Below are 24,492 nucleotides of genomic sequence, written 5' to 3'. Positions count from 1 at the left end.
GCCCTCAAGCGTACCGACAGCGGACCACTGTTCTCCTGAGAAGGCCGGACCCCTCACCTCTCCGCCGGGGGCTCCTTGGGCGGAGCCGCGCCCTCGGACTGGGCCAGGCGGTGCAGCCAGGTGGGCGGACGGGTCTGGAGGCGGCGCCGGATCTGCTCGCCGATGCCGCCGGCGGCCAGGTCGTGGGCCAGGCGGCAGGCGTTGGCGATGCCGCGGGGACCGCTGCCGCCGTGCGAGATGACGACCGTGCCGTTGAGCCCGAGCAGGGCGGCGCCGCCGTAGGTCTCGCTGTCGAGGCGGGCGCGCAGATCACGCAGGGCCCTGCGCTGGAGGAGGGCCCCGGCCCGGGCGGCGACGGAGGAGGTGAGGGCCCCGCGGACGGCGTCCATCGCGAAGGCGGCGGTGCCCTCCACGGTCTTGAGGGCGACGTTCCCGGTGTGGCCGTCGGTGACCACCACGTCGACCTTGCGGGAGAGCAGGTCGTGGCCCTCGATGTTGCCGTGGAAGTCCAGGAGCTCGGGGTCCTCGGCGGCCAGGAGCTCGGCGGTCTTGCGCACGAGCCGGTTGCCCTTCCCCGGCTCGGTGCCGATGGTGAGAAGTCCCACCCGGGGCTGCCGGACCCCGAAGGCGGTGCGGGCGTAGGCGCAGCCCAGATGGGCGAACTGCACCAGCATCTCGGGCTTGGCGTCGGCGTTGGCCCCGGCGTCCACCATGAGGGTGGGGACCTCGCCCGTGGGCAGGGGCACGGCCAGGGCCGGGCGCAGGACGCCGGCCTGGGTGCGCAGCCTCACCGTGGAGGTGGCCACGATCCCGCCGGTGGAGCCGGCCGAGACCAGGGCGTCGGCCTCGCCGCGCCGGATGAGGCGGCAGGCCACGGCGGCGCTGGAGCGGGGCCGCCTCCAGCTCGCGAGGGCGCCCTCGTGCATGGCCAGGCTGTCCTCGGCGTGCACGACGGGGACCTGGCGCAGGGCGTCGTGCCCGGCCAGGATCTCGGCCACCTCGTTGCGGCGGCCGACCAGCACGACGCGCAGGCCGTGCTCGCGGACGGCGCGGACCGCGCCCTCGACGATCGCGGCCGGAGCGTGGTCCCCTCCCATCGCGTCGACGGCGATGATCGGTGCGCGTGGCGGATCCGCCTCGATGGTGCCGGTCACGTGGGTGAGTTCCTTCACGGTGTGTATGGTTCCGCGGGCGGTGCGGTGACACCGTACCTGTGCTCACGGGCCTGCCGCGGCAGGGCGGGCGGTCTCCTCGTGCGAGGATGCTTCCGAGATGTATCACTAAAACAAGTATTTTGTCTGATCTGGGTACAAAAGCCCGAGTAGGGGTATACCCGCACGCCGGCCCGGTTGAGCATCATCTTCCGGAACGGGCCGGACAACCCAACAGATGGACGCTGCCGGGGGTCCACCGGTGTGCCCGCACACCGGAGCCGCCGGCTGAGGCCTGCCCGCACACCCGCACGGGCAGCATTCCCCCACATGCAGGAGAGGAGAGGCGTGAGCGTTACGCCAGACGTGGCACAGTCCGCAGGACGCCGGTTCCGTGCCTACACGACCAAGCACCTGGACGAGCTCACCGCGCGAGCCGGACTCGCGGCCGACGAGCGACTCGCCGTGCAGGCGGTGGCCACCGTGCTGCCCTTCCGGGTCAACAGCTACGTCATCGACGAGCTGATCGACTGGGACGCCGCTCCGGACGACCCGGTCTACAGGCTGGTCTTCCCGCAGGCCGACATGCTGCCGCAGACCGACGTCGCCCGGATGGCCGACCTGCTGCGCTCGGGCGCCGGGCGCAAGGAGATCAACCAGGCCGCGAACGAGATCCGCGCCCAGCTCAACCCGCACCCCGCCGGCCAGATGGACCTCAACGTCCCCAAGGTCGACGAGGATCCGGTCCCCGGCGTCCAGCACAAGTACAAGGAGACCGTGCTCTTCTTCCCCAAACAGGGGCAGACCTGCCACGCGTACTGCACGTACTGCTTCCGCTGGGCCCAGTTCGTCGGCGACGCCGACCTGAAGTTCGCCTCCAGCGAGATCGACCAGCTCGTCGAGTACGTCCGCTCCCACCCCGAGGTCACCAGCGTCCTGTTCACCGGGGGCGACCCGATGATCATGGGCGAGGGCGTGATCTCCCGGTACATCGAGCCCCTCCTGGAGATCGAGCACCTGGAAGCCATCCGCATCGGCACGAAGGCGCTGGCCTACTGGCCGCAGCGCTTCGTCACCGACCCCGACGCGGACGACACCCTCCGCCTGTTCGAGAAGGTCGTGGCCTCCGGCAAGAACCTGGCCTTCATGGCGCACTTCTCGCACCCCGCCGAGATGCGGCCCCAGATCGTCCAGGACGCGGTCCGCCGCATCCGCTCGACCGGGGCGGTCATCCGGACCCAGGCGCCGCTGATCCGCACGATCAACGACAGCTCGGCCGTCTGGGAGAGCATGTGGCGCACGCACGTGCGCCACGGCATGATTCCCTACTACATGTTCGTGGAGCGCGACACCGGCCCGCAGGACTACTTCGCGGTGCCGCTCGCGGAGGCCTACGACATCTTCCGCAACGCCTACAAGGGCGTGTCCGGGCTGGCCCGCACCGTGCGCGGCCCGTCGATGTCGGCCACCCCGGGCAAGGTGTGCGTGGACGGCGTCACCGAGGTGGCGGGCGAGAAGGTCTTCGTCCTGCACTTCATCCAGGCCCGCGACCCCGAACTGGTCGGCAAGCCCTTCTTCGCCAAGTACGACGAGAAGGCCGCCTGGCTGTTCGACCTGGAGCCGGCCCTGGGCGCCACGCACTTCCCCTGGGAGAACCCGCCGGTCACCGGACCCGGCGGCCTCGTGGACCCCACCCGCCTCTGAGCGGTTCCTCCGGGAACGGCGGAGCCCGGCGCCCCTCGGGGTGCCGGGCTCCGCGTGCGTCCGCACCGTGGACGGAAGGAACCGCCTCGCCGGCCGGGGTCCGGCAGGGCGGCCATCGGTACGGACGGCTTCTCCAGGTGGGTCTTCAGCGCAGGAGCGAGTCGAAGTCGCCGGTCTTGGCGCCGCGCACGAAGGCGGCGATCTCGGCGTTGGTGTAGACGAGCGCCGGGCCCTGGGGGTCGCGCGAGTTGCGCACGGCGATGTCCCCGTCGGGCAGCTCCGCAACCTCCACGCAGTTCCCGTCGGGGTTGCTCCAGCTGCTCTTGGTCCAGACGACCTTGGGCAGTCTGTCGGCGGGAATGCCGTTGTAGATGGTGTGCATCTCGACCTCCTGGAACTTCGGGGACTCGTGAGCGGGGCGTCCACGTGCGGCGGCCTGTTCCACCGCACCCGTCGTGTGGAGTCGCCGGGTCCACGGTGAGCGGGGACCTAGACCCTTCCCCGTCCGGTCCTCCTGTCCCGGCACGCGACCAAAGCGTAGCTCATGCACGTGCATATGTTCTTACCTCGGTAAGCACATGAGTAAGAACGACGGGCGATTTCCCCCCAGAACCGCACGTCACAGCTATCGCTCGGTCCCCACCGTTGGTTCATCTCAACAAGATCGTTTCCCACTCGTGGCCGAATCCGGCCACGTGGACGGGTTTCGGAGGAGTACGTTGCTGCCGGGCGGGGGTGTGCAGGGGCGTGTTTCCCGGGGGTGAGGTCCCGAGGAGGCGGTGGCCCGTGTCGTCCCAGGCCGTCGGGAGTGAGTCCTGCGTACGAATGCGGGGGGCGCGGTCTTGCCGGGCAGTTGTTTGTTCTGGGGAGGTGCTCGCGGATGTGTCTTCCCGCAGGGAAGGTCTCGGCAAGATAACGCCGCGCGTTGTCCCAGGTCATCAAGCGTGAGCCCCACGCACGTGGGGATGGACCCATCCCATCACCGGCAGAGCCGACATCCGGCCGGTGAGCCCCACGCACGTGGGGATGGACCGGTCGATCGTCTGCCCGAGGTGATCCGGTCCCTGTGAGCCCCACGCACGTGGGGATGGACCAGATCAACGACCGCAACATGATGCTGATCGCCGAGTGAGCCCCACGCACGTGGGGATGGACCGCACGGAAGCAGCAAGGCCCACCAGGAGCGCGGGTGATCCCCACGCACGTGGGGATGGGCCGTTCACACCGGAGCTAGCCCAACGCAGGACGCAGTGAGCCCCACGCACGTATGGACATGGACTCCTGGTATGGGAGCCAGCTGCTCAAGCACCTGGCGGGCGGCTCACCCGGGACAACGCCTATGCAGACGGCGAAGTAGTGCGGCCCCAGCTGGGACTCACCCTCATGTGGTCATCCCCGATCCCGGTACAAGCTCAGGTGCAGGTCCTGCCAGGTGCGCTGTACCGACGCCCAGCGCCCCGCATCCACCATTGCCCGCTCCAGGAACGTGGCTGGGCGGATTACGCGAGCACCGGCGGCCTCGTCGGCCAGCGCTTGGATGACCTTGGCCAGGGCCTGGCGCTGGGCGGTGTCCAGAGTGCCGTCGGCTATGGCCGCAGCCAAGGGATCAGGCCTCACCATCGGGGCTCCTGGGGCTCTGCGCCTTCCCCTCGCAGTGCCCGCTGGGCAGCGAGCGCGTCGGCGAGCTCCTCGATGCTGGCGGTGAGCAGGTGCGTGCGGATGCCGATCCGTGCTGTTCTGAGGTCGGGTCGCTCGGTGCGGTGGAGAGCCTCCCACCCACGCCCCGTGCGGGTCAGCGTCCATCGTGGGTAGGAGCTGGTCAGCTCTGCGAAAAGGCGCTCTTCTTCAATTCCGGGGCGTGGGCTGTCCTCGGTTACAGGGTGGCCGAGGAGGAAGGCTTTCTCGATGTCTCTCATGGGCACCACCTCTCGCTCTTCAGAGTGGAGGTGGTGCACGTCACGTTCCAGACGCGGAGTGCGGCTGTTTCATGGACGCTCGGGCGCCCAAGGGTTGCGATTGCGACCTGTGTCAGCGGCGCATTCCCATATGGGACGCGAGGGCGACCATGCTGTCGCTGGGCCTGCGAGAGCGGTCGAACAGAAGTTCCAGAGTTTCGTACGCTGACCGCTGGCGTCGAATCCATTGGGGGGATCGCTCGCGAACTCCAGTCAGGACATGGGTGCTGTGTTCCAGCTCCCCCGTCTGAGCCAAGGCCGTGGCGATGTCGAGTCGGTGCCGCTCCCAGTTGATCTGGGAAATGTTGCCGACATCGACGATGCGTGGCATCCGGTCGGCCTCGGCCAGCGTTCGGTCGGGATGTCCCTCCAGGAGAGCGAACTCCGCGTTCTTGACCGCTACCGTCAGCGGCCCGAACGTGGACCAACACGGCGTCTCACGACCCAGCGCGGACGCGGCAGCGCCAGCCACTCCCATCAGGTCGCGGGCCCGGTCGTGGCTGTTGTTGCGCACTGCGGCGGCTGCAGCGCGGAACAGAAGATGCCCCCAAGCTGCGAGCTCCGCCGGGGCGGCCTTGCGCATGGACTGAGGCTCGATCGCGTCGGCGACGGTGACACACAGGCGCTCGCACTCGTCCAGCCGACCCTGCCTGGTCAGCGCCCACCCTTGGCCGGATACGGCTGTGGAGGCGAGCATTTGATCGCCGGCCTTGGCGGCGTCTTGAATGCACGCACGCAACGCCACCAGCGCAAGGTCGATCTGTCGTACCTGCGTCAGATAGGCCCCGGCCATCCGTAGCGCCAGGGCCCGCGTCCGGTAGGCCTGATCGGTGGCGAACTCGGCAACAGCCAGGTGGGCCTGGGTCAGTATGGTGGGCAGCGCTTGAGCCACGGCATCGTAGTCGTCAGCGTGGTACAGCGTCCGAGCTCGGGCGACGTCGCGCTCCAGCATCTCCAGGTCGACCGGCTGGTCGAGGTCTTCCACCATCGGTGTCCCTGAGAGCCCTACAGGCGGTGCGATCGCCGACCGCAGCCGCGCCAGCACCTGGTCGTCACCAGCCTCCTCCAAGCCTGGCATCGGGGCTCGGTCCGCGTACAGCTCGGTCGTGGTGACTCCGAGCGCCTGGGCGATGGAGTGCAGAGTGCCGGTGGTCAGTTCTCCGCCCCTGTTGGGGTTCTCCGCCTTCTTGATCGTGGTCACACCCAGACCGGCTGCTTCCGCGAGTTCCTCCTGGGACATTCCCTGCTGCTTGCGCAGTGCCCGGATCCGGCTGCGCAGGCTGTCTTCGAACATGACAGCCCCGTCCTTTCCTGGTGTCGGCATCATCAGAGTAGGACGGGGCTCGCGCCATGTCAGGGGTTGATCTGATCTTCTTCGCCTCTTGGACCTGATACGGGTTGCCCGTGGCACCGGAGGGAGGAGACCAGGGCCCTTCACGTTTTGGGGAGTGCGGTCCTGCTGTGTGGTTGCCTATCCTGGAGCGGTATACGCGGGTTCGCCTTCTCGCAAGGAAGGTCTCGGCAAGATAACGGCCTGCGTTGTTCCAGGTCATTAAGCCCTGAGCCCCACGCACGTGGGGATGGACCGCAGCTGACGGCGGAGGCGCGCGCTGCCGCGTACCTGAGCCCCACGCACGTGGGGATGGACCGGCGTGCTTCGCCCCGTCCGCTTCGGTGACGGTCTGAGCCCCACGCACGTGGGGATGGACCGCAGCTCACGCATCCGTGGGGCGGCCCTAGAAACTGAGCCCCACGCACGTGGGGATGGACCGGCACACTCAGGGAAAACGCTGCGGACCCGACACTGAGCCCCACGCACGTGGGGATGGACCGAGGGCGGCGCCCATCCGCGAGGCCGCCTCTTCCTGAGCCCCACGCACGTGGGGATGGACCGTCACCCTCCGACTACTAGGCGATAACCCGAAGCTGAGCCCCACGCACGTGGGGATGGACCGGACTGGCCCAGCTATCCCACTACAGCCGCTCCCTGAGCCCCACGCACGTGGGGATGGACCTCCGGCCATCAGCGCGGCCGCAGCTGCGGTTCTCCGGGAGCTGTGCCCCCATCGGCCGACTTCGGCGGGGCCGGTCCGTGCCATGGCCAAGGCAGCTCGCCGATCCCAGTAGCATGCCTGCGGGCCGCCGCCGATGATCACACAACCCGCCGTGTCCCCTGCGCGTTCGGCGGGCCGGGTTTTCGCCCGGCAGGGGCGGAGCGGTTTCCGGGACCGAGGAGGTCCCGTCGTGCGCAGCACACAGTGAGGAACAACCGGCTTGCACACGCACACCGCACCACCCGACACCCCGCTCCCCGACCGGGGCGGGGGCATGCCGCGCTGGCTTCCCCGCGCCATGCTGCTGGCCCTGTGGCTCGTGGTGGCCTTCGGGCTCGGCCTGTGGCTGTTCGTCCGGCTGCAGAGCCTCCTGCTCCTGCTGCTGATCTCGCTGTTCCTCGCGCTGGCCCTGGAGCCCGCCGTGAACTGGCTGCACCGGCACCGCTGGCCGCGCGGACCCGCCACCGGGACAGTGATGCTCCTGGTCCTGGTGCTGGTGGCGGTGTTCCTCAGCCTGCTCGGATCGATGCTGGTCGGGCAGGTGCTGGCCTTCGCCTCGGGCGTGCCGGCGATGGTTCGCGCGGCTCTGAGCTGGATCAACACCTCGTTCGGCACGAACTACTCACCCACCACCCTGCTCGACGAGATCTCCAGCGCCAGCGGGGTGATCGAGCAGTACGCCTCGGGGATCGCGAACAACGTGTGGGGAGCCGGGACGACCCTCCTGGCATTGCTGTTCAACGCGTTGACGGTCGCATTGTTCACCTTTTACCTGTGCGCCGACGGCCCGCGCTTCCGTCGTGTGATCTGCTCGGTCCTGCCCCCGCGCACGCAGCGCGAGGTGCTGCGTGCCTGGGAGATCGCGATCAGCAAGACCGGCGGCTACCTCTACTCCCGGGCGCTGCTGGCCCTGGTCTGCACGGGCGCGCACTACGTGCTGCTGGTTGTGCTGGACGTCCCCTTCGCGTTCGCCCTCGCACTGTGGGTGGGGGTGCTGTCGCAGTTCATCCCGACCGTCGGCACCTACATCGGCGGCGCCGTCCCGGTGCTCGTGGCACTGCTGGAGGGCGTCTGGCCCGCGGTGTGGGTGCTGTTGTTCATCGTGGTCTACCAGCAGATCGAGAACTACCTGCTCCAGCCGCGCATCACCGCCCGCACTCTGGACATGCATCCGGCGGTGGCGTTCGGGTCGGTGCTGGCGGGAGTGGCGATCCTGGGAGCGCCCGGAGCGCTGCTGGCGCTGCCGGTGGGCGCGAGCATGCAGGCGTTCCTGGGGACCTATATCCGGCGCTACGAGGTCGCCGAACACCCGTTGCTCTCCGCTGCCGAGAAGAGGGAGGACCCGGATCCGGCGGAGGAAGGCGAGGGCGATCCGGTGCCGGAAGAGGGTCTCCAGTCGGTTTCCGAACAGCCGACCCAGGAGAAGGAGTGAACCCTCACTGACACCCGACTTGCCGGACGCCGGCCCGAGGAGACGGGGAGAACAGTCCTGCATCGGGGCCGGAGGCCGGGGCCGTGTTCCGTGGGTGGTCACCTCAGGGAAAATGCGAAGCTGCGAGGAAATCCCTGGCTTGTGAACTGCTGCCGGCTGCTTTCCAGTGATGGGTTTGTGCGACAGTTCGGCGCCTCGGAGGAATGATGGCCGTGCGGGCCGTGATCTCCGATGTCGGGGGCGGCGGCCTCGGCCGGTGCCATGGGTAGGTACTGGGAAAATGCCCTGGTCGGGGGCATGTAGGGCTATCAGGCAACGAGAAGGTGGAATGTCTGAATCTTGTTGATTTGAACTGAAGATTCAGAATGCGGCATGCGCGGCTTATGTGCAGGCGTCCGGATTTTTCTCGAAGATATTTTCCCCGATGTCATGCCAACTCTCCGCGCGCCCTCTATGCTTCTACCCACATAACTCAATACGTGACCCCGCGACGCTAGGAAGCGCCCGGGGTCGTGGCCAGCAACAGTTCCCTTAAACACAAGGATTGCCAGCGTGCACCAGTTTAGTGCTGCGCTTGTGAGCCGTACCCTGGGTACGCTCCTGGCGCTGATCCTCCCTTCCCGCGGCCGCCACTGCGGCCGAAGCCTTCTTTCCCGTCGCCGCAGGTCGACGCGGGTCCGCCGTTACGCGGCCGACCCCGCCCCGGCGACCGCCCCGCGACACACCCCCGCGCCTTCCCGGCCCCGGCCCCGTCTGGCCGAGCCTCGATTGTCCGAGCCCCGCCAGGTGCTGAGCGCCGATGACGTGGCGCTGGTGCGGCCCTACTACGAGGCCCACGAAAAGCACGTGGCCCGCATGCGCGCCGCCTTCCAGGAAGACGCCGGACCCGAGCAGAAGTCCTCGCAGAAGACCCAGCCGTCCCGGCAGTCTCAGTCGCCCCAACAGCCTCCGCAGCCCCAACAGCCTCAGCCTCCCCAGCTGCCCGAGCCACGCATCCCCGAGGGCGACCTCCTGGCCTCCGCTGAGCCCGTTCCTATGCGGGGCCGTCACCACCGCGTGGACGAGGCCGAGCTGGACCGCGAGTTGGCCCGGCTCACCCGGATGTGGCACGTCCAGCGGCAGAACCTCCGGGCGGGGGTGCCCGCATGAGCGTGCAGCGTGCCTTCTGGGAGCACCGCACCTACCCGGGCGGCCTGGCCCAGCTCAGGCAGGTCCGCCAAGACCTGGCCACCGACCTGGCCGGCTTCCCCGACGAGACGGTCGAAACCCTCACCCTGTGCGCCAGCGAGCTGTTCGCCAACGCCTGCAAGTACACCGCCTCCGGCCAGGAAAACGGCCAGGTGATCCGCACCCTGTGCCTGCGCCGCGGACGCCTGCTGCGCCTGGGTTTCACCGACGACGGCGGCAGCGGCCGCATCCCCGCCATCCCCGTCGAACGCAGCGATGACGAGTGGAACTGGGCCGAGGGACAGCGCGGACTGCTCATGGTCCAGGAACTCTCCGTTGCCTGGGGGTATGACCGCACCTGCCCTTGGACCGACACCGGAACCCATACCTGGGCCCTCATCCCCCTGCCCGAGGGCACCGCGCCCCCGCCAGGTCTGAGGCCCTACATCTTCACTCGCTGACACGGTGGGGACTCCTCGGCCTTCCCGAGGAGTCCCCACCGCACCCCCTTCTCCGCACCCAGAAAAACCCGCGTGCCCTTTCTTAACCAGGCCCTATTTCCCGTGATCTTGTACCTAGCGTCAACTTCACCCCGTTTTCCTGCCCTCCCGCATCCAGCGAAAGTGTCCGCAGGTACAAGATCACGGGAAGAAAATGCGCTGGCCAGAGGGGAGGGTCGAGGTGAGAAGGGGTCGAATCGGACCATCCAGAAAGCGGCTCGGAGGTCTTGACTCGACCGAAAAATCCGCTTCCTCTCTCTCATCTATGGCCTATTTCCCGTGATCTTGTACTTGCAGTCAAGTTCGCCTCGTCTTGTTGGTGTTCCAATTCCTGGCGAAAGTGACCGTAGGTACAAGATCACGCGGGGAAAAGTCGCTGACCTGGGTCAGGGCTGGTCTCGGGCTGGGGGAGGGAGGCTTCGGGACGGGCCCAGCAGGAGGGGGATCGGGGCCTTGGTTCGGCTGGAAAGGCCGTGGTCCTTTTCTTGGGTGCGCCTTATTTCTCGTGATCTTGTACTTGGAGCCAACTTCGCCTGGTCTTGTTAGTGTCACGATATCCAGTGAAAGTGGTCGTAGGTACAAGATCACGGGAAGAAAGGTCACGGGAAGAAAGGTCGCTGGCGGGGTGGGGGTGAATGGAAACCTTCGGCCATGCTTGCTCTTGCGTACATGACCACGCTTGCACATGCCTACGTTTGCTCACGCTCGCACACGCCTGTGCTCACGCTCACCTGTGCTTGCTTTTGCGCTCACGCTCACGCTTGCGCTCGCCTGTGCTTGCTCTTGCGCGCACGTTCGCGCTCGCGCGCTCGCTTCTGCGTTCGCCCTTGCGCTCGCTCCTGGACCGCCTGCTTTTGCGAACGTTCCGGCTCGGGGCGCCGGTACCGCGCGGACTGGGGGCACCGCGCGCCCCGGGGGCCCTGCCCCCGGGGCGCTTCGTGGTCAGGAGTAGCGGTCCAGGAAGCCGCGGAGTATCCCCGGGGTCTCGGCCGGCGGCGGGGCCTGGGTGGCGAGGCGGTCCATGGTCTGGGCGTAGAGGTGGGTGTCCTCGTACTTGTCGAGGTACTGGGCGCTGCTCAGCTGCTCCAGGTAGACCAGGTCGGGCAGCTGGGGGGTGGGGAACCGCAGGATGCTGAAGGGGCCTCCGGTGGCCGCGTGCCCGCCCACGTCGAAGGTGGCGATCTGCACGGTGATGCTGGGCCGCGCGGCCAGTTCGATGAGGTGCTCGATCTGCCCGCGCATCACCTTGGCGTCGCCGTAGGGGCGGTGCAGCACGGCCTCGTCGATGACCGCCCACAGGCGCGGTGCGCCCTGGCCTTCGAAGCGCCGCTGCCGATGCATGCGCATCTGCACACGACTCTCGATGTCTTCTTCCTCGGAGACCGTGTGGGAGAGGCGGATCACCGAGCGTGCGTAGTCCTCGCTCTGGAGCAGCCCCGGCACGAACTGGACCTCGTAGGTCCGGATGACGGAGGCGGCCTCCTCCAGTCCGATGTAGACGCCGAACCACTGCGGCAGCACGTCGCCGTACTGGTGCCACCACCCCTGGGCGTTGGCGCTGGAGACCAGGCCCAGGAGGGCCTCGCGCTCGCCGGGGTCGGTCACCCCGTACAGCTCGAGCAGGTCCTCGACGTCGCGCGGCTTGAAGCTGACCTGCCCCAGCTCCATGCGGCTGATCTTGGCGTGGGAGGCGCGGATGGCGTATCCGGCGTCCTCGCGGGAGATCTTCTTGCTCTGGCGGAGCTTGCGCAGATGGGTCCCCAGGAGAATGCGGAGGACGGTCGGACCGCCACCGGAATTGGCCGCGAGGTCCTGCGCGGCCTCGAAGCTCTCTGCGTGATCGGCGACCACATCGCCTCCCTGTAGCGACTTTGCGCGGGCGACCGCCGAGTATACCCATCCGGGTGTTCGCCGGACAGAGTTGTGACAGGTGACGGTTCGGTTGCTTCTACGGGCCTCTGGGGCGGCTGCGTGCACGGATGCCTTTGTGTGAATTCTTCACCACGGACCTACCGATAGGCCCTGTTCGTCCTATAGGCTTGCCTGACGTTGCCCTGCACGTGCATCCGTGTCTTACATACGTAAATACGGTATGCCGGTCCGGGGCAGGCCGCGCGAACCCGCATGACCACTCGTGAGGACCGTGATGAACGCAGAGCTGGTTTCTTCGGAGTCGGGTGCCAGGAGCCCTTGGCCCCGCCCTCTGCTCCAGGAGACCGACCACCGCATCCCGGGAGCTCATTGGGTCAACCCCCTGCGCACGCTCCCCATCGGTGGCTGCATGCGGACGCGGGAGAGCGTGACCCGGGCGTTCGCGTCGCTTCCCGGCTCGGTGGGCGCGGCGCGGCGGCTGGCCGGCGAGACCCTGGAGGACTGGGGCCTGGCGCGCGCGGTCGAGGACGTCCGGCTGGTGGTCTCCGAACTGGTCGGCAACGCCTGCCGCCACGCAGTCCCCGAGGGCACCGACCCCTCCGCGCTCCCCGTCGTGGTGCGGTTCAGCCTGCTTCCGGAGCCGGGGACCGTGGCCTGTCTGGTGGCCGATTCCAGTTCGACCGCACCGAACAGGGTGGACGCCCACCATTTCGCGGAATCGGGCCGCGGCCTGGGCCTTGTCGCCGCTTTCAGTCGGGACTGGGGTTGGAAACCCCTTCAGGGCGGCGGAAAGGTCGTCTGGGCGATTTGTGAGGAAAACGCTTAATATCTCCCGATTTTCGCGAAGGTAACGGACGCCCCGGGTTGTGGACAGAGCCGACGCCGCGGTTCGGGGAGAGTAGGCTGTCAATGCATATCGGCATTTGACCGAACGCGCCTGACAGTAAGTTCCACCTTCGAGCCGGGAGCGAGGCGTGGCCGTGTTGGACACGGAACAGGACAGGTTCGTCTGCGGTGCCACCAGTGTCGTGGAGCTGCGCGGAGAGATCGACATCGCCACGGCCGAGGCTGCCTACACCAAGATCTCCGCGGCGGTCGGCAGCGGATGCGCCGTCGTCGACCTGTCCGCCGTCGAGTTCATCGACGCCTCCGGCGTCAACGCCCTCGTGCGGGCGGTGCACAGGGCCACCGCCGCACGCCACCACCTGACGCTGGCCTGCCCGCCCCGCCAGCTGGTGCGGATCCTCGACGTGCTGTCCCTGCACCAGGTCCTGCCGATCCGCGCCGACCTGCCCTCGGCCGTCGCCGAGCACGGCGCACGAGCCGCCACCCGCTGAGAAGCGGACGGGGCGCGTCCGCACCGGACACGCCCCGCACCGGGTCGCAGGCCCTACTCCACCGTCACGCTCTTGGCGAGGTTGCGCGGCTGGTCCACGTCGTTGCCCTTGGCCAGCGCCAGCTCGCAGGCGAACACCTGCATCGGCACCGTGGCGACGATCGGCTGGAGCAGCGTCGGCACCGCCGGGATCTCGATGAGGACGTCGGAGTACGGGCGCACCGCCTCGTCGCCCTCCTCGGCGATGACGACGGTGCGGGCGCCGCGGGCGCGCACCTCCTGGATGTTCGACACGATCTTGTCGTGCAGCACGCTGCGGCCCTGCGGCGAGGGCACCACGACGACGACCGGCAGGCCCTCCTCGATCAGCGCGATCGGGCCGTGCTTGAGCTCGCCGGCCGCGAAGGCCTCGGCGTGCATGTACGCCAGCTCCTTGAGCTTGAGCGCGCCCTCCATCGCCACCGGGTAGCCGACGTGGCGGCCCAGGAACAGGACCGTGTCGACGTCGGCCAGCGAGCGGGCCAGCTCGCGCACCGGCTCCACGGTGTCCAGCACCCGCTCGATCTGCTCGGGCATGGTGGCCAGCTGGGCGATCACGGCCTCGATCTCGTCGCCGAACTTCAGCCCGCGCACCTGCGCCAGGTAGAGGCCGACCAGGTAGCAGGCGGCCAGCTGGGTGAGGAAGGTCTTGGTGGCGGCCACGCCGACCTCGGGGCCCGCGTACGTGTACAGGACGCCGTCGGCCTCGCGCGGGATGGTGGAGCCGTTCACGTTGCAGATCGCCAGCACCTTGGCGCGCTGCTCGCGGGCGTGGCGGACCGCCATCAGGGTGTCCATGCTCTCGCCCGACTGGGAGATGGCGATGACCAGGGTCTGCTGGTCCAGGATGGGGTCGCGGTAGCGGAACTCGCTCGCCACCTCGACCTCGCACGGGATCCGGCACCAGTGCTCGATGGCGTACTTGGCGATCAGGCCCGCGTGGTAGGAGGTGCCGCACGCGATGATGACGATCTTCTCGACGGAGCGCAGCTCGGAGGGGGAGAGCCGCATCTCGTCCAGGGTCAGCTCGCCGTCGGCCGACAGGCGGCCCAGGAGGGTGTCGGCGATCGCGCGGGGCTGCTCGACGATCTCCTTGAGCATGAAGTAGTCGTAGCCGCCCTTCTCGGCGGCGGAGGCGTCCCAGTCCACGTGGTACTCGTTGACCTCGACCGGGTTGCCGTCGTAGTCGGTGACCGCCACGGAGTCCGGGCGCAGCTCGACCACCTGGTCCTGGCCCAGCTCGATCGCCTCGCGGGTGTGGGCGATGAACGCGGCGACGTCGCTGGCCAGGAAGTTCTCGCCCTGGCCGCGGCCGACGACCAGCGGGGAGTTGCGGCGGGCGGCGACCACCAGGTCGGGGTCGTCCACGGAGACCGCGACGAGGGTGAAGGCGCCCTCCAGGCGCTTGCACACCGAGCGCAGGGCGGAGGCGAGGTCCTTGTCGCCGCGCCGGGCCAGCTCCCTGTTCAGGAGGTGGGCGGCCACCTCGGTGTCGGTCTCGGAGAGGAACTTGCAGCCGTCGTCCTCGAGCTCGGCGCGCAGCGCGGCGAAGTTCTCGATGATGCCGTTGTGGACGACCGCGACGCGGTTGTCGTTGTCCACGTGGGGGTGGGCGTTGGCGTCGGTGGGGCCGCCGTGGGTGGCCCAGCGCGTGTGCCCGATCCCGGCGCCCTCACCGGTGATCGGACGTTCCTGGAGCGCCTGGCGCAGGTTGGCGAGCTTGCCCGCCCTCTTCTCGGTGTGCAGGCGCTCTCCGCCCAGCACAGCGACGCCTGCGGAGTCATATCCGCGGTACTCCAGCCTGGCGAGGCCGTCAACGACGACCTCGAGCGCCGGTTGCGGCCCGACGTAGCCAACGATTCCACACATGGGCGCCAGCGTAGGCGAAAAGGGGTACCGAATCGACCAGGCCGACAGGGATACCACTGGGCGTTTCCGCTGGTCGCGGTATAGACCATTTGGTGTACCGGAGGCAGGGTGCGCAGGTCGCGGGCGTGCGGGGCCGCCGAGTGGAACCGGTTCTCGAACGGGCGCGCCCGGCCAAAAAAATTCCTGCCGGACCCGGCGCGCCGCGGGGCCCCGGACGCGCCGCCGCCGCATGCGGGACCAGGTGACCGGTGCGGTGGAGGCCCTCGTTTAGGGTGGTCAACCGTGTCTCACGCGACGAAGAACGCCTTTCCCACCCCGTACGTGGAACTGGACCGGGACGGTTGGGCGAACCTGCGGGCCTCCACGCCCCTCTCCCTGACCGAGTCCGACCTGGCCCGCCTCCGGGGAACCAGCGACCCCACCTCCCTGGAGGACGTGCGGGACGTGTACCTCCCGCTGTCGCGCCTCCTCAACCTGTACGTCGGCGCCACCCAGCAGCGGCACGCGGCGGTGCGCGCCTTCCTCGGCGACTCGGACCGGCCCTCGCCCTTCATCATCGGTGTCGCGGGCAGTGTCGCGGTGGGCAAGTCCACCACCGCGCGCCTCCTGCGGTCCCTGCTGGCGCAGTGGCCCAACCACCCCGACGTCGAGCTGGTCAGCACCGACAACTTCCTCCACCCCAACGCCGTGCTGGAGTCGCGCGGCCTCATGCGGCGCAAGGGCTTCCCCGAGAGCTACGACCGGCGGGCGCTCGTGCGGTTCGTGTCGGAGATGAAGGCGGGGGCCGACCGCATCGACATCCCCGTCTACTCCCACCTGAACTACGACATCGTCCCCGGTGAGCGGCAGACCGTGCGCCGGCCCGACATCCTCATCGTCGAGGGCATCAACGTCCTCCAGCCCGCCAGCGCGGGGCGCCTTGCGGTCTCCGACTTCTTCGACTTCTCGATCTACGTCGACGCCAGGGTCGAGAACGTCCGCTCCTGGTACCTCGACCGCTTCCGGGAGCTGCGCCGCACCGCCTTCTCCGATCCGCGCTCCTACTTCCACCACATCGCCACCGCGGTCACGGAGGAGGAGGCGCTGGACTTCGCCTCCAACACCTGGCGCACCATCAACGAGGTCAACCTGGTGGAGAACATCCTCCCCACCCGGGGCCGCGCCACCCTCGTCCTCTACAAGGGCGACGATCACAGGGTCCGCAGGGTCCGGCTCCGCAAGACCTGATTTCCGGCGCGGCCGGGGGCGGCGGGAGAGTAGGGTGGTTCCTCTTCAACGGCCGCGCCCCACGGGCGCTGTGCGCTCTCGAGGATCGGAACGAACCGGGCCCGGGTCCTGAGGTCAGGATCCGGCGGCGACCGGGGCGGGACCCGCGCACGCGATGCCGACACGTGTCCCGCCGACCCCTTCGAGGCCGCCATGACCGCCACCGAACCCTCCGCGCTGCCCGGAACCGGGCCCGTCGACCCCGACCTCCAGGCCGAACGCGACCGCCTCGCCGCCGCGCACGCCGCCCTGCGGCGCATGCGCGAGCAGGTCGAGTCCACCGAGCTCCAGATCGGCGACGTCGTCAACGACAAGGTCGCCAACGCCGCCCTGCGGCGGGGGCGCGCACGCCGGCTGGCTGCCCTGGCCGACGTCCCCGGCGCCCCGCTGTTCTTCGGCCGCCTCGACTTCGAACCGGGCACCGTCTTCCTCGACGACCCGGACGGCGCCGCCCCCGACCCGGGCGCCGGCCCCGACCGCGTGCACATCGGCCGCCGCCACGTCCACGACGCCGAGGGCCGCCCGCTGGTGCTCGACTGGCGGGCCCCTCTGAGCGCCGCCTACTACCGGGCCTCGCCGGGGGATCGGATGGGGGTCCGCCTGCGCCGCCGCTACGGCTTCACCACGACCGCCCCGGAGCGGGGCGGGGAACCCGAGACCGTGCTCACCGCCTTCGAGGACGAGGTCCTCACCGAACCCGGCGGCGCGGCCGCGGGCGGGCTGCTCGCCGCCGAGATCGAGCGGCCCCGCACCGGGCCCATGCGCGACATCGTCGCCACCATCCAGCCCGAGCAGGACAGCCTGGTCCGCGCCCCGCTGGGCACCACCCTGTGCGTCCAAGGCGCTCCCGGCACCGGGAAGACCGCCGTCGGCCTGCACCGCGTCGCGTTCCTGCTCTACACCGAGCGCGAACGGCTCTCCCGCTCCGGCGTGGCCGTGGTCGGGCCCAACCGGTCCTTCCTGTCCTACATCCGCGGCGTGCTGCCGGCCCTGGGCGAGGTCGACGTCTCCCGGACCACGGTCACCGAGATGCTCACCGCGGGCCTGCCCGAGCGCTCCCGGCCCGCCGAGGGCTGGATCCGCCGCACCGAGGAGCCCGCTGCCGCACGGGTCAAGGGCGACGCCCGGATGGCGGAGGTGATCCGCCGCGACCTGTGGTCCCACCTGCGCGAGCCCCAGGAGGCCGTCGTGGTCCGCCGCGGCTCGCGCCGCCTGCGCCTGTGGCCCGAGGACCTGCGGCCGCTGCTGGACGAGCTCGCCGGGCGCGGCGTCGCCTACGGGTCGGGCCGCGAACTCCTCTCCCACCGCATCGCCCACGCCGTGCTCTCGCTGCTGGAGGCCGAGGGGGAGGTCTGCGACGACCGCACCCACCAGCAGGTGCGCCGGGACCCGGCCGTGCGCCGGGCGGTCACCGAGCTGTGGCCCAAGGCCGACCCGCTCAAGCTGGTCCTGGGCCTGCTCACCGACCCCGAGCGCCTGGCCCGCGCCGCCGACGGCCTGCTCACCCCGCAGGAACAGGAGGCCGTCCTGCTGCCGGGCCGGCCGCGCGGGCCCAGGTCGGCCCGCTGGTCGGCGGAGGACCTGGTGCTCGTCGACGAGGCGGCCTCGCTGATCGAGCGGCCCGCCGGGCTCGGCCACGTCGTGGTGGACGAGGCGCAGGACCTCAGCCCCATGCAGTGCCGGGCCGTCGGCCGCCGCTGCGTGTCGGGCTCGCTCACCGTCCTCGGAGACATCGCCCAGGGCACCGGACCGTCGGCGGTCCGCGACTGGTCCGCCCTTTTGGAGCACCTGGGCAAACCCGATGGACAGCTGAGCGTCCTCACCCGGGGCTACCGCGTCCCGGCGCAGATCCTCGACTTCGCCGCCCGCCTCCTGCCCCGGATCGCGCCGGGCCTGGCCGCCCCGGTCGCGGTCCGCCGCGCGCCCGGCTCGCTGCGCGTCACCCCCGCCCCCGAGGGCGGCCTGGCCGACGCCGTCGCCGAGGCCTGCCGCGACGCGCTCCGGGGCGAGGGCTCCGTGGGTCTCGTCGCCGCCGACTCCCAGCTGCCCGCCCTGTGCGAGGCGCTCGCCGACCGCGGCCTGGAGGCGCCCCTGCTGGAGGAGGGCACCGGACCCGACGCGGGCCGCCTCATGGCGGTCCCGGCCGGGCTGGCCAAGGGCCTGGAGTTCGACACCGTGGTCGCCGTCGAGCCCGCGGCCGTCGCCGAGGCGGAGGAGCGCGGGCTCCACCGGCTCTACGTGGTCCTCACCAGGGCGGTCGGCTGCCTGTACGTCGTCCACGAGCGCCCCCTGCCCGAGGCGCTCGCGGAACCGGTCCCGGTCAGCGGCTGAGCTCGGCCCGCCGACCGGTGTCCGTGCGCCGCCACAGGCGGGGCAGGAGCCCCGCGATGAGCAGCCACAGGGAGACCGCGACCAGGTGGGCGCGTTCGAGGAGGCCGAGCGCCACGCCGGGCTCGGCGGCGCCGGGGCCCCACAGGTTCCACGCGGCCAGGGCCAGGACGGCGGCCGCCGTCACCGCCTGGAACGCCGCCACGGCCGCGACGAGCGGCCACGCCCGGTCCCCCGCGCGGCGGCGGTCCCCCGCCAGGAAGACCGCCGCCACCACGCCGGCCAGGATCGCCACCACAGCCGTCACGGCCTGCGCGGCGGTCGCCCCCTCGACCCCCTCGACCAGGGTCTCCGCGGCGCAGGCCGCGTCGATGGCGACCACGCACCGGCCCGGCAGCAGGGAGGCGACCAGGGAGGCCGCACCGAACACCGCCGCCGAGCACCACGACACCACGAGCCGCCGGCTCTGCCGGCTCCTGCCCATGGCGAAGCCGAGCACGACGGCGACCAGGACCAGGATCGAGGCCATCCGGTGCGCGCTCGCCAGGAAGTGCCCGAAGTCCGAGCCGGGGCGGGCCAGCGCCCCCGACGCGGTACCGCCCTCCGGGAAGAGGATCTCCAGCGCCCACGCGCAGTAGACGACGGCGGCGGCGATCGCCGCGACCTGCCCGTCCCTGTGGTCCCAGTGCATGTGTTCGGAATCAGACATCGCGTCCCCCGTTCCACCGGGGACCTCCGCCCTGCCGGGCGGGGCCCACGGCGCCGTCGACCGCACCGGTTGCTCGGGGACCCCCGTTCCCGCGGTGCGCGCGTCCTGCCGGAGTCCTACCCCGTCTCGTCCGAGATCTGCGTCGGCACCGTTACCCACAGGTGCCCGTTCTCGGTGCATCATCGGTTGGCGACGGGGGAGACCCGGGTACGGAGACGACCGACGGAGGGGCGCATGTGATGGACGGCGCGACCACGACACGATGGATCATCGTGGGGGTCGACGGCACCGACTCCAGCCGCCACGCGCTCGAGTGGGCGGCCCACCAGGCGGTGCTGCGCGGGCTGGGACTGCGGATCGTCTCGGCCACCGCGCTCGCGGCCCAGGTCGGCGTGTTCGCCCCGCACACCGGGGTCGGCGGCACGCCGCCCGACGAGGTCGGGACCGGCGACGCGGAGCGGCTCCTGGCCTATGCCGAGGACTGGGTGCTGCGTCTCTTCCCCGAGCTCGCCGTGCAGACGCGGCTGTCGTACGCGCGTCCCGTCGAGGCGCTCCTGGCCGAGGCCTCCTCGGAGGGGGCCGCCGCCGTGGTCGTGGGCTCGCGGGGGCTGAGCGGGCTCGTCGCCGCCTTCATCGGCTCGGTCGGGATCGAACTGGCCGCGCGCTCTCCGGTGCCGGTGGTGGTGCTGCCGCACGAGCACGCGGCCGCGCACGGCGTCCGCGGCCGGGTGATCGTGGGCCTGGACGGCTCCGGACCCAGCCGCCGCGCGCTCGACTTCGCCATCGCCCAGGCCGACTTCGCCGGCACCGAACTGGTCGCGGTGACCGCCTGGCAGCCGCTGGTGGCCTTCGCCGCCGCGACCGGGCCGATTCCGCCCGAGCTCTTCGACGACACCACCGCCGCCGAGGCCGCGCGCCAGGCGGTGGAGGAGGAGCTGGTCGAGGCGCGCCTGCGCCATCCGGAGGTGAGCGTGCGCACCGCCGTGGTGCGGGCCCACCCGGTGGTCGCCCTCCTGGAGGAGGCCACCCCCGCCGACCTCATCGTGGTCGGGTCCCGCGGCCGGGGCGGTTTCCGGGGACTGCTGCTCGGCTCGGTCAGCCACTCCGTCCTGCACGGGGCCAAGGGACCCGTAGCCATTCTGCGCTGAACCGGTGCGTGCGCCCCTCGGGGGCGAAACCGCAGGCAGAAGGGCCGGAGGGAAGGAGAGGTCTACCCTCCTTGACCCTCCCTTGGTCCCGGCGGGTGTGACGAACGGCACCCTCGCGGATGCCGGTGGACCCCTCACCCCTCCCACCAGGGAAAACGTGTGTGCTCTGCGGTGGCTGAGGGGCGTTCCGTGCCTTCCCGGGGGTACGTGGTGCAGTGCCCGAAGCCCTTGCCAGATAACGGGAACGGAATTTCTCCGACTCTTTTTTTGGACCATTGGACTATACCAATTGGTCACAGTGGGGTCACGTCGTTCATGATGCGAGGGATCTCGATCTTCGAAGGGGAGCCGCTGTGACTGTGGGTACCGAGGCGGGCGTGGCACCGACCTCTCACAAGGAGCTTGTGTCCTGGGTTCACGAGGTGGCGGAGCTCACCCAGCCCGATGACATCGTGTGGTGCGACGGTTCCGACGAGGAATGGACGCGTCTGACCGACCTGCTCGTCGAGCAGGGCACCTTCACCCGACTCAACCCGGACAAACGTCCCAACAGCTTCTACTGCACCTCCGACCCGACCGACGTCGCCCGGGTCGAGGACCGCACCTTCATCTGCTCCGAGCGCGAGGAGGACGCGGGCCCCACGAACAACTGGATCGCCCCCGACGAGATGCGCGCCACCTTCGGCGAGGTCTTCAAGGGCGCCATGCGGGGCCGCACGATGTACGTCGTCCCCTTCTGCATGGGACCGCTGGGCGGCGAGATCTCCCAGCTCGGCGTCGAGATCACCGACTCGCCCTACGTCGTGGTCTCCATGCGCATCATGGCCCGCATGGGCGAGGCCGCGCTGCGCCTGATCGAGGAGCGCGGCGACTTCGTCAAGGCCGTCCACTCCGTGGGCGCCCCGCTGGAGCCCGGCCAGAAGGACGTGCCCTGGCCCTGCAACAGCACCAAGTACATCTCGCACTTCCCCGAGTCCCGCGAGATCTGGTCCTACGGCTCGGGCTACGGCGGCAACGCCCTGCTCGGCAAGAAGTGCTACGCGCTGCGCATCGCCTCGGTGATGGCCCGCGACGAGGGCTGGCTCGCCGAGCACATGCTCATCCTCAAGGTCACCCCGCCCGAGGGCAAGGCGCACTACATCGCGGCGGCCTTCCCCAGCGCCTGCGGCAAGACCAACCTCGCCATGCTCCAGCCGACCATCCCCGGCTGGAAGGTCGAGACCGTCGGTGACGACATCGCCTGGATGCGCTTCGACTCCGAGGGGCAGCTGCGCGCCATCAACCCCGAGGCCGGCTTCTTCGGCGTCGCCCCCGGCACCGGCGAGAAGACCAACGCCAACGCCATCGACACCCTGTGGGGCAACAGCATCTTCACCAACGTCGCCCTCACCGAGGACGGCGACGTGTGGTGGGAGGGCCTCACCGAGGAGGCGCCCGCACGCCTGACCGACTGGAAGGGCCGCCCCTGGACCCCGGACTCCGACGAGCCCGCGGCCCACCCCAACTCCCGCTTCACCACCCCGGCCGGGCAGGCGCCGACCATCGCCCCCGAGTGGGAGGACCCGGCGGGCGTGCCGATCTCGGCCATCCTCTTCGGCGGCCGCCGCGCCACCGCGGTCCCGCTGGTCACCGAGTCCTTCAGCTGGCAGCACGGCGTCTACCTGGGCGCCAACGTCTCCTCCGAGAAGACCGCCGCCGCCGAGGGCACCGTGGGCGAGCTGCGCCGCGACCCGTTCGCGATGCTGCCCTTCTGCGGCTACAACATGGGCGACTACTTCGCCCACTGGATCAAGGTGGGCGCGAACGCCGACCAGGCCAAGCTGCCCCGGATCTTCTACGTCAACTGGTTCCGCAAGGACGCCGACGGCCGCTTCGTCTGGCCCGGCTTCGGCGAGAACAGCCGCGTCATCAAGTGGATCGTCGAGCGCCTGGAGGGCACCGCCGAAGCGGTGGAGACCCCCATCGGCCACCTTCCGGCCAAGGGCTCCCTCGACACCGAGGGCCTGGACCTGTCCGAGAAGGACCTGGAGTTCCTGCTCTCGGTCGACCCCGAGATCTGGAAGCAGGAGGCCGCCCTGGTCCCCGAGTTCTTCAAGACCTTCGGCGACCACCTGCCCGACGAGCTCTGGGACGAGTACCACGCCCTGCTGGACCGCCTGGGCGGATAGCTCCGCAGGCCGCGGGACGCGCCTCGTGCGCCGTCCCCCGGGATCCCCTTTCCGCGCGCGGGATCCCCGGAACGAGGGGCGCGGGCCTTCGCGGCCCGCGCCCCTCGCCGTGTGCGGGGCGACATTTCCGGGCGTTCTCCCTTTTCGCCGGGAAGGCCGCCCCCGCCGTGCTACTCCTGGTGGCGTCCTTCCGTCCCCTCACGCCGGGAAGCCGCACCATGACGATGTTCCTCTCCCTCGCCGTCCTGCTCGCCATGGTGGTCGGAGCGGTCCTCACCGCACGCAGATTCCGCATCGACGACGACTCCGCGGGAGGCTCCGTCGGCGGCGTCATCGCCCCCTGCGTGCTCGCGCTCTACCTCGCGGCGGCGGCGATGGGCGTCGTCATCGGCTGGGAGAACTTCACCGGCGCCGGGGACGGGATCAACCAGGAGGTGGGCGCGGCCGAGTCCCTGTACTGGAGCACCGCAGCATTCCCCGACCAGGAGGCCGAGGAGGTCCGGGAGGACCTGCGCGCCTACATGGTCGCCGTCGCGGAGAAGGACTGGCCGATGATGCGCGACCAGGGCGAGCTGAGCACGGAGGGCGAGGAGGCGCTGGCCGGCCTGGCCGCGTCCGTCCGCTCCCTGTCGGTGTCCGACACCGGCGACGGCCTGGACCGCCTGACCGCCCGGCAGGAGCTCGCCGAGCTCAGCGACGCGCGCGTCGAGCGCGCCGACGCCGCCGGGGACGGCATCCCGCCCGTGCTCAACGCCGTCGCGGCGCTGTCGGCCATCGCCGTGGCCGTGCTGCCCTTCGCCATGATCCGGCGCGGCTCCGCCGTGGCCTACTTCTGGGCGTCGGCCAACCTGGTGTTCGTCTTCGCCACCATCCTGCTGCTGTTCCACCTGGGCAACCCGTTCAACGGAGCCCTGGCCCACGACGCGGGCGCGGTCGAGGAGGTGCTGGCCCGGTTCGAGCTGACCGACAGCGCCATCAACCCCGGCTGACCCGGTTGCCGGAGCGGGCGGCACCGCCCGCTCCCGCGGCGGCCAGGGCGATGACGACCACGAGCACGACCGCGGTGCGCATCGGGGTGAAGGCACCGGCGGACTCCGGTGAGGAGGGCCGGGCCAGGGTCATCGGGAACGCCTGCGCCGGGACCGCCCCGTCCTCGGCGGCCGGGGCGGGCGGGGGGACCGGAACGTCCGCGGGGGCCGCCGCTGCGTCCCGGACGACCGGGTCCACCGGCGCGGGGGAGGGCACCGGGTCCGCCGACTCCTCCGGTACCGGCGGTGCCGCGGAGGGCTCCTGCGGGGCGGGACGTGCGGGGGCGGGCTCCTGCGGCCGGGGCTCCTGCGGTGCGGGCTCCTCCGGGACCGGCGGCGCGGGCTCCTCCGGGGCGGGCGGCACGGGGGCCGGCGGCTCGGGCTCCTCGGGAGCGGGGGGTGCGGGGGCGGGCGGCTCCGGAGCGGGCTCCTCCGGCTCCGGGGCGGCGGGCGGCCCGGGGTGCGGCGGGCACGGCGGAGCCGCACCCACGCTCACCACCACCCGCACGCCGTTCAGGCACACCAGCACGTAGAGCCCCGGACCGGCCCCGCCCGAGGGGGCCGAGAGCTCCGTGCGGCCGCTGCCGGGGGCCGCCGCGCCCGGAACGGCAGTGTTCGGGACGGCTGTACCCGGGGCGACCGCGTCCGAGGCGGCCGCGGACGGGGCGGCGCAGGTGAGCAGGAGCAGACACCCCGCCACCAGGAGGGACAGGGCACGGCGGGCGGGGGGCATGGCACTCCTCGTGTCGCTCCGGGTGCTGGCGGT

Annotated in this window: 20 protein-coding genes and 2 CRISPR repeat arrays; of the genes, 11 read left to right on the top strand and 9 right to left on the bottom strand. The window is 70.5% G+C overall.

Going from position 1 to position 24,492, the window contains the following annotated elements:
• Positions 1 to 53: 53 nt before the first annotated feature.
• Positions 54 to 1,154 carry a phosphate acyltransferase PlsX gene (gene plsX, locus FHS13_RS00490; RefSeq protein ID WP_184286614.1) on the bottom strand — a complete coding sequence of 367 codons (1,101 nt, stop codon included), beginning with the start codon at positions 1,152 to 1,154 and terminating at the stop codon, positions 54 to 56.
• A 363-nt stretch (positions 1,155 to 1,517) separates the two neighbouring features.
• On the opposite strand from plsX, the gene FHS13_RS00485 reads away from it, so the two are divergent.
• Positions 1,518 to 2,855 (top strand): KamA family radical SAM protein, encoded by a 1,338-nt coding sequence (locus FHS13_RS00485; protein WP_343064874.1) that lies wholly within the window; start codon positions 1,518 to 1,520, stop codon positions 2,853 to 2,855.
• 145 nt (positions 2,856 to 3,000) lie between these two features.
• On the opposite strand, the gene FHS13_RS00480 is transcribed toward FHS13_RS00485, so the two are convergent.
• From FHS13_RS00480 to FHS13_RS00465, 4 genes are all read right to left on the bottom strand, one after another.
• Positions 3,001 to 3,237, bottom strand: coding sequence for a DUF397 domain-containing protein (locus FHS13_RS00480; RefSeq protein ID WP_184285656.1), 237 nt, complete (start codon positions 3,235 to 3,237; stop codon positions 3,001 to 3,003).
• Positions 3,238 to 3,799: 562 nt separating this feature from the next.
• Positions 3,800 to 4,072: a CRISPR direct-repeat array (repeat unit 28 nt; unit sequence GTGAGCCCCACGCACGTGGGGATGGACC).
• A gap of 172 nt (positions 4,073 to 4,244) precedes the next feature.
• Positions 4,245 to 4,475: a hypothetical protein gene (locus FHS13_RS00475; protein WP_184285654.1), complete on the bottom strand. Its 231-nt coding sequence runs from the start codon at positions 4,473 to 4,475 to the stop codon at positions 4,245 to 4,247.
• Complete coding sequence (locus FHS13_RS00470; protein WP_184285652.1) at positions 4,469 to 4,771, bottom strand: hypothetical protein; 303 nt, start codon at positions 4,769 to 4,771, stop codon at positions 4,469 to 4,471. Before FHS13_RS00470 ends, FHS13_RS00475 begins: the two co-directional genes overlap by 7 nt.
• A 112-nt stretch (positions 4,772 to 4,883) precedes the next feature.
• Positions 4,884 to 6,104, bottom strand: a complete 1,221-nt coding sequence (locus FHS13_RS00465) for a helix-turn-helix domain-containing protein (protein ID WP_184285650.1) — start codon at positions 6,102 to 6,104, stop codon at positions 4,884 to 4,886.
• Between the two features lie 265 nt (positions 6,105 to 6,369).
• A CRISPR array of direct repeats spans positions 6,370 to 6,826; the repeat unit is 29 nt; unit sequence CTGAGCCCCACGCACGTGGGGATGGACCG.
• A gap of 312 nt (positions 6,827 to 7,138) precedes the next feature.
• On the opposite strand from FHS13_RS00465, the gene FHS13_RS00460 reads away from it, so the two are divergent.
• From FHS13_RS00460 to FHS13_RS00450, 3 genes are all read left to right on the top strand, one after another.
• Positions 7,139 to 8,296, top strand: coding sequence for an AI-2E family transporter (locus FHS13_RS00460; protein WP_184286611.1), 1,158 nt, complete (start codon positions 7,139 to 7,141; stop codon positions 8,294 to 8,296).
• Positions 8,297 to 9,064: 768 nt separating this feature from the next.
• On the top strand, positions 9,065 to 9,445 hold the full coding sequence (locus FHS13_RS00455; RefSeq protein WP_184285648.1) for a hypothetical protein: 381 nt from the start codon (positions 9,065 to 9,067) through the stop codon (positions 9,443 to 9,445).
• On the top strand, positions 9,442 to 9,924 hold the full coding sequence (locus tag FHS13_RS00450) for an ATP-binding protein (protein WP_184285646.1): 483 nt from the start codon (positions 9,442 to 9,444) through the stop codon (positions 9,922 to 9,924). The genes FHS13_RS00455 and FHS13_RS00450 overlap by 4 nt, the downstream gene beginning before the upstream one ends.
• A gap of 981 nt (positions 9,925 to 10,905) precedes the next feature.
• Here the strand turns inward: FHS13_RS00450 and FHS13_RS00445 are convergent.
• A complete protein-coding gene (locus FHS13_RS00445) occupies positions 10,906 to 11,814 on the bottom strand; it encodes a Scr1 family TA system antitoxin-like transcriptional regulator (RefSeq protein ID WP_184285644.1) in 909 nt (302 codons plus the stop codon).
• A gap of 295 nt (positions 11,815 to 12,109) precedes the next feature.
• On the opposite strand from FHS13_RS00445, the gene FHS13_RS00440 reads away from it, so the two are divergent.
• Together FHS13_RS00440 and FHS13_RS00435 are read left to right on the top strand one after the other, a co-directional pair.
• A complete protein-coding gene (locus FHS13_RS00440; protein WP_184285642.1) occupies positions 12,110 to 12,661 on the top strand; it encodes an ATP-binding protein in 552 nt (183 codons plus the stop codon).
• 148 nt (positions 12,662 to 12,809) lie between these two features.
• Positions 12,810 to 13,172 (top strand): anti-sigma factor antagonist, encoded by a 363-nt coding sequence (locus FHS13_RS00435; protein WP_184285640.1) that lies wholly within the window; start codon positions 12,810 to 12,812, stop codon positions 13,170 to 13,172.
• A 53-nt stretch (positions 13,173 to 13,225) separates the two neighbouring features.
• Here FHS13_RS00435 and glmS read toward each other — a convergent pair whose 3' ends face one another.
• Entirely contained in the window at positions 13,226 to 15,079 is a 1,854-nt protein-coding gene (gene glmS / locus FHS13_RS00430; protein ID WP_184285638.1) for a glutamine--fructose-6-phosphate transaminase (isomerizing), read from the bottom strand.
• 321 nt (positions 15,080 to 15,400) lie between these two features.
• Between glmS and coaA the strand changes: the two genes are divergently transcribed.
• Positions 15,401 to 16,306 (top strand): type I pantothenate kinase, encoded by a 906-nt coding sequence (gene coaA / locus FHS13_RS00425; protein WP_343064873.1) that lies wholly within the window; start codon positions 15,401 to 15,403, stop codon positions 16,304 to 16,306.
• 192 nt (positions 16,307 to 16,498) lie between these two features.
• Positions 16,499 to 18,676, top strand: coding sequence for a HelD family protein (locus FHS13_RS00420; RefSeq protein ID WP_184285634.1), 2,178 nt, complete (start codon positions 16,499 to 16,501; stop codon positions 18,674 to 18,676).
• Here FHS13_RS00420 and FHS13_RS00415 read toward each other — a convergent pair.
• Entirely contained in the window at positions 18,666 to 19,382 is a 717-nt protein-coding gene (locus FHS13_RS00415; protein WP_184285632.1) for a DUF998 domain-containing protein, read from the bottom strand. The two genes, FHS13_RS00420 and FHS13_RS00415, sit on opposite strands and share 11 nt — an antisense overlap.
• 239 nt (positions 19,383 to 19,621) lie before the next feature.
• Between FHS13_RS00415 and FHS13_RS00410 the strand changes: the two genes are divergently transcribed.
• The 3 genes from FHS13_RS00410 (at position 19,622) to FHS13_RS00400 (ending at position 23,687) form a co-directional block, all read left to right on the top strand.
• Positions 19,622 to 20,530 carry a universal stress protein gene (locus tag FHS13_RS00410; protein ID WP_184285630.1) on the top strand — a complete coding sequence of 303 codons (909 nt, stop codon included), beginning with the start codon at positions 19,622 to 19,624 and terminating at the stop codon, positions 20,528 to 20,530.
• A 359-nt stretch (positions 20,531 to 20,889) separates the two neighbouring features.
• A complete protein-coding gene (locus tag FHS13_RS00405; protein ID WP_184286609.1) occupies positions 20,890 to 22,698 on the top strand; it encodes a phosphoenolpyruvate carboxykinase (GTP) in 1,809 nt (602 codons plus the stop codon).
• A gap of 224 nt (positions 22,699 to 22,922) precedes the next feature.
• Entirely contained in the window at positions 22,923 to 23,687 is a 765-nt protein-coding gene (locus FHS13_RS00400; RefSeq protein WP_184286606.1) for a bestrophin-like domain, read from the top strand.
• Here the strand turns inward: FHS13_RS00400 and FHS13_RS00395 are convergent.
• Positions 23,674 to 24,459, bottom strand: coding sequence for a hypothetical protein (locus FHS13_RS00395; protein WP_184285628.1), 786 nt, complete (start codon positions 24,457 to 24,459; stop codon positions 23,674 to 23,676). The genes FHS13_RS00400 and FHS13_RS00395 overlap by 14 nt on opposite strands.
• Positions 24,460 to 24,492: the final 33 nt, after the last annotated feature.

The sequence above is a fragment of the Nocardiopsis algeriensis genome (genome assembly GCF_014203695.1).
Lineage (GTDB): Bacteria > Actinomycetota > Actinomycetes > Streptosporangiales > Streptosporangiaceae > Nocardiopsis > Nocardiopsis algeriensis.
This window is presented reverse-complemented; position numbering and strand designations above follow the sequence as displayed.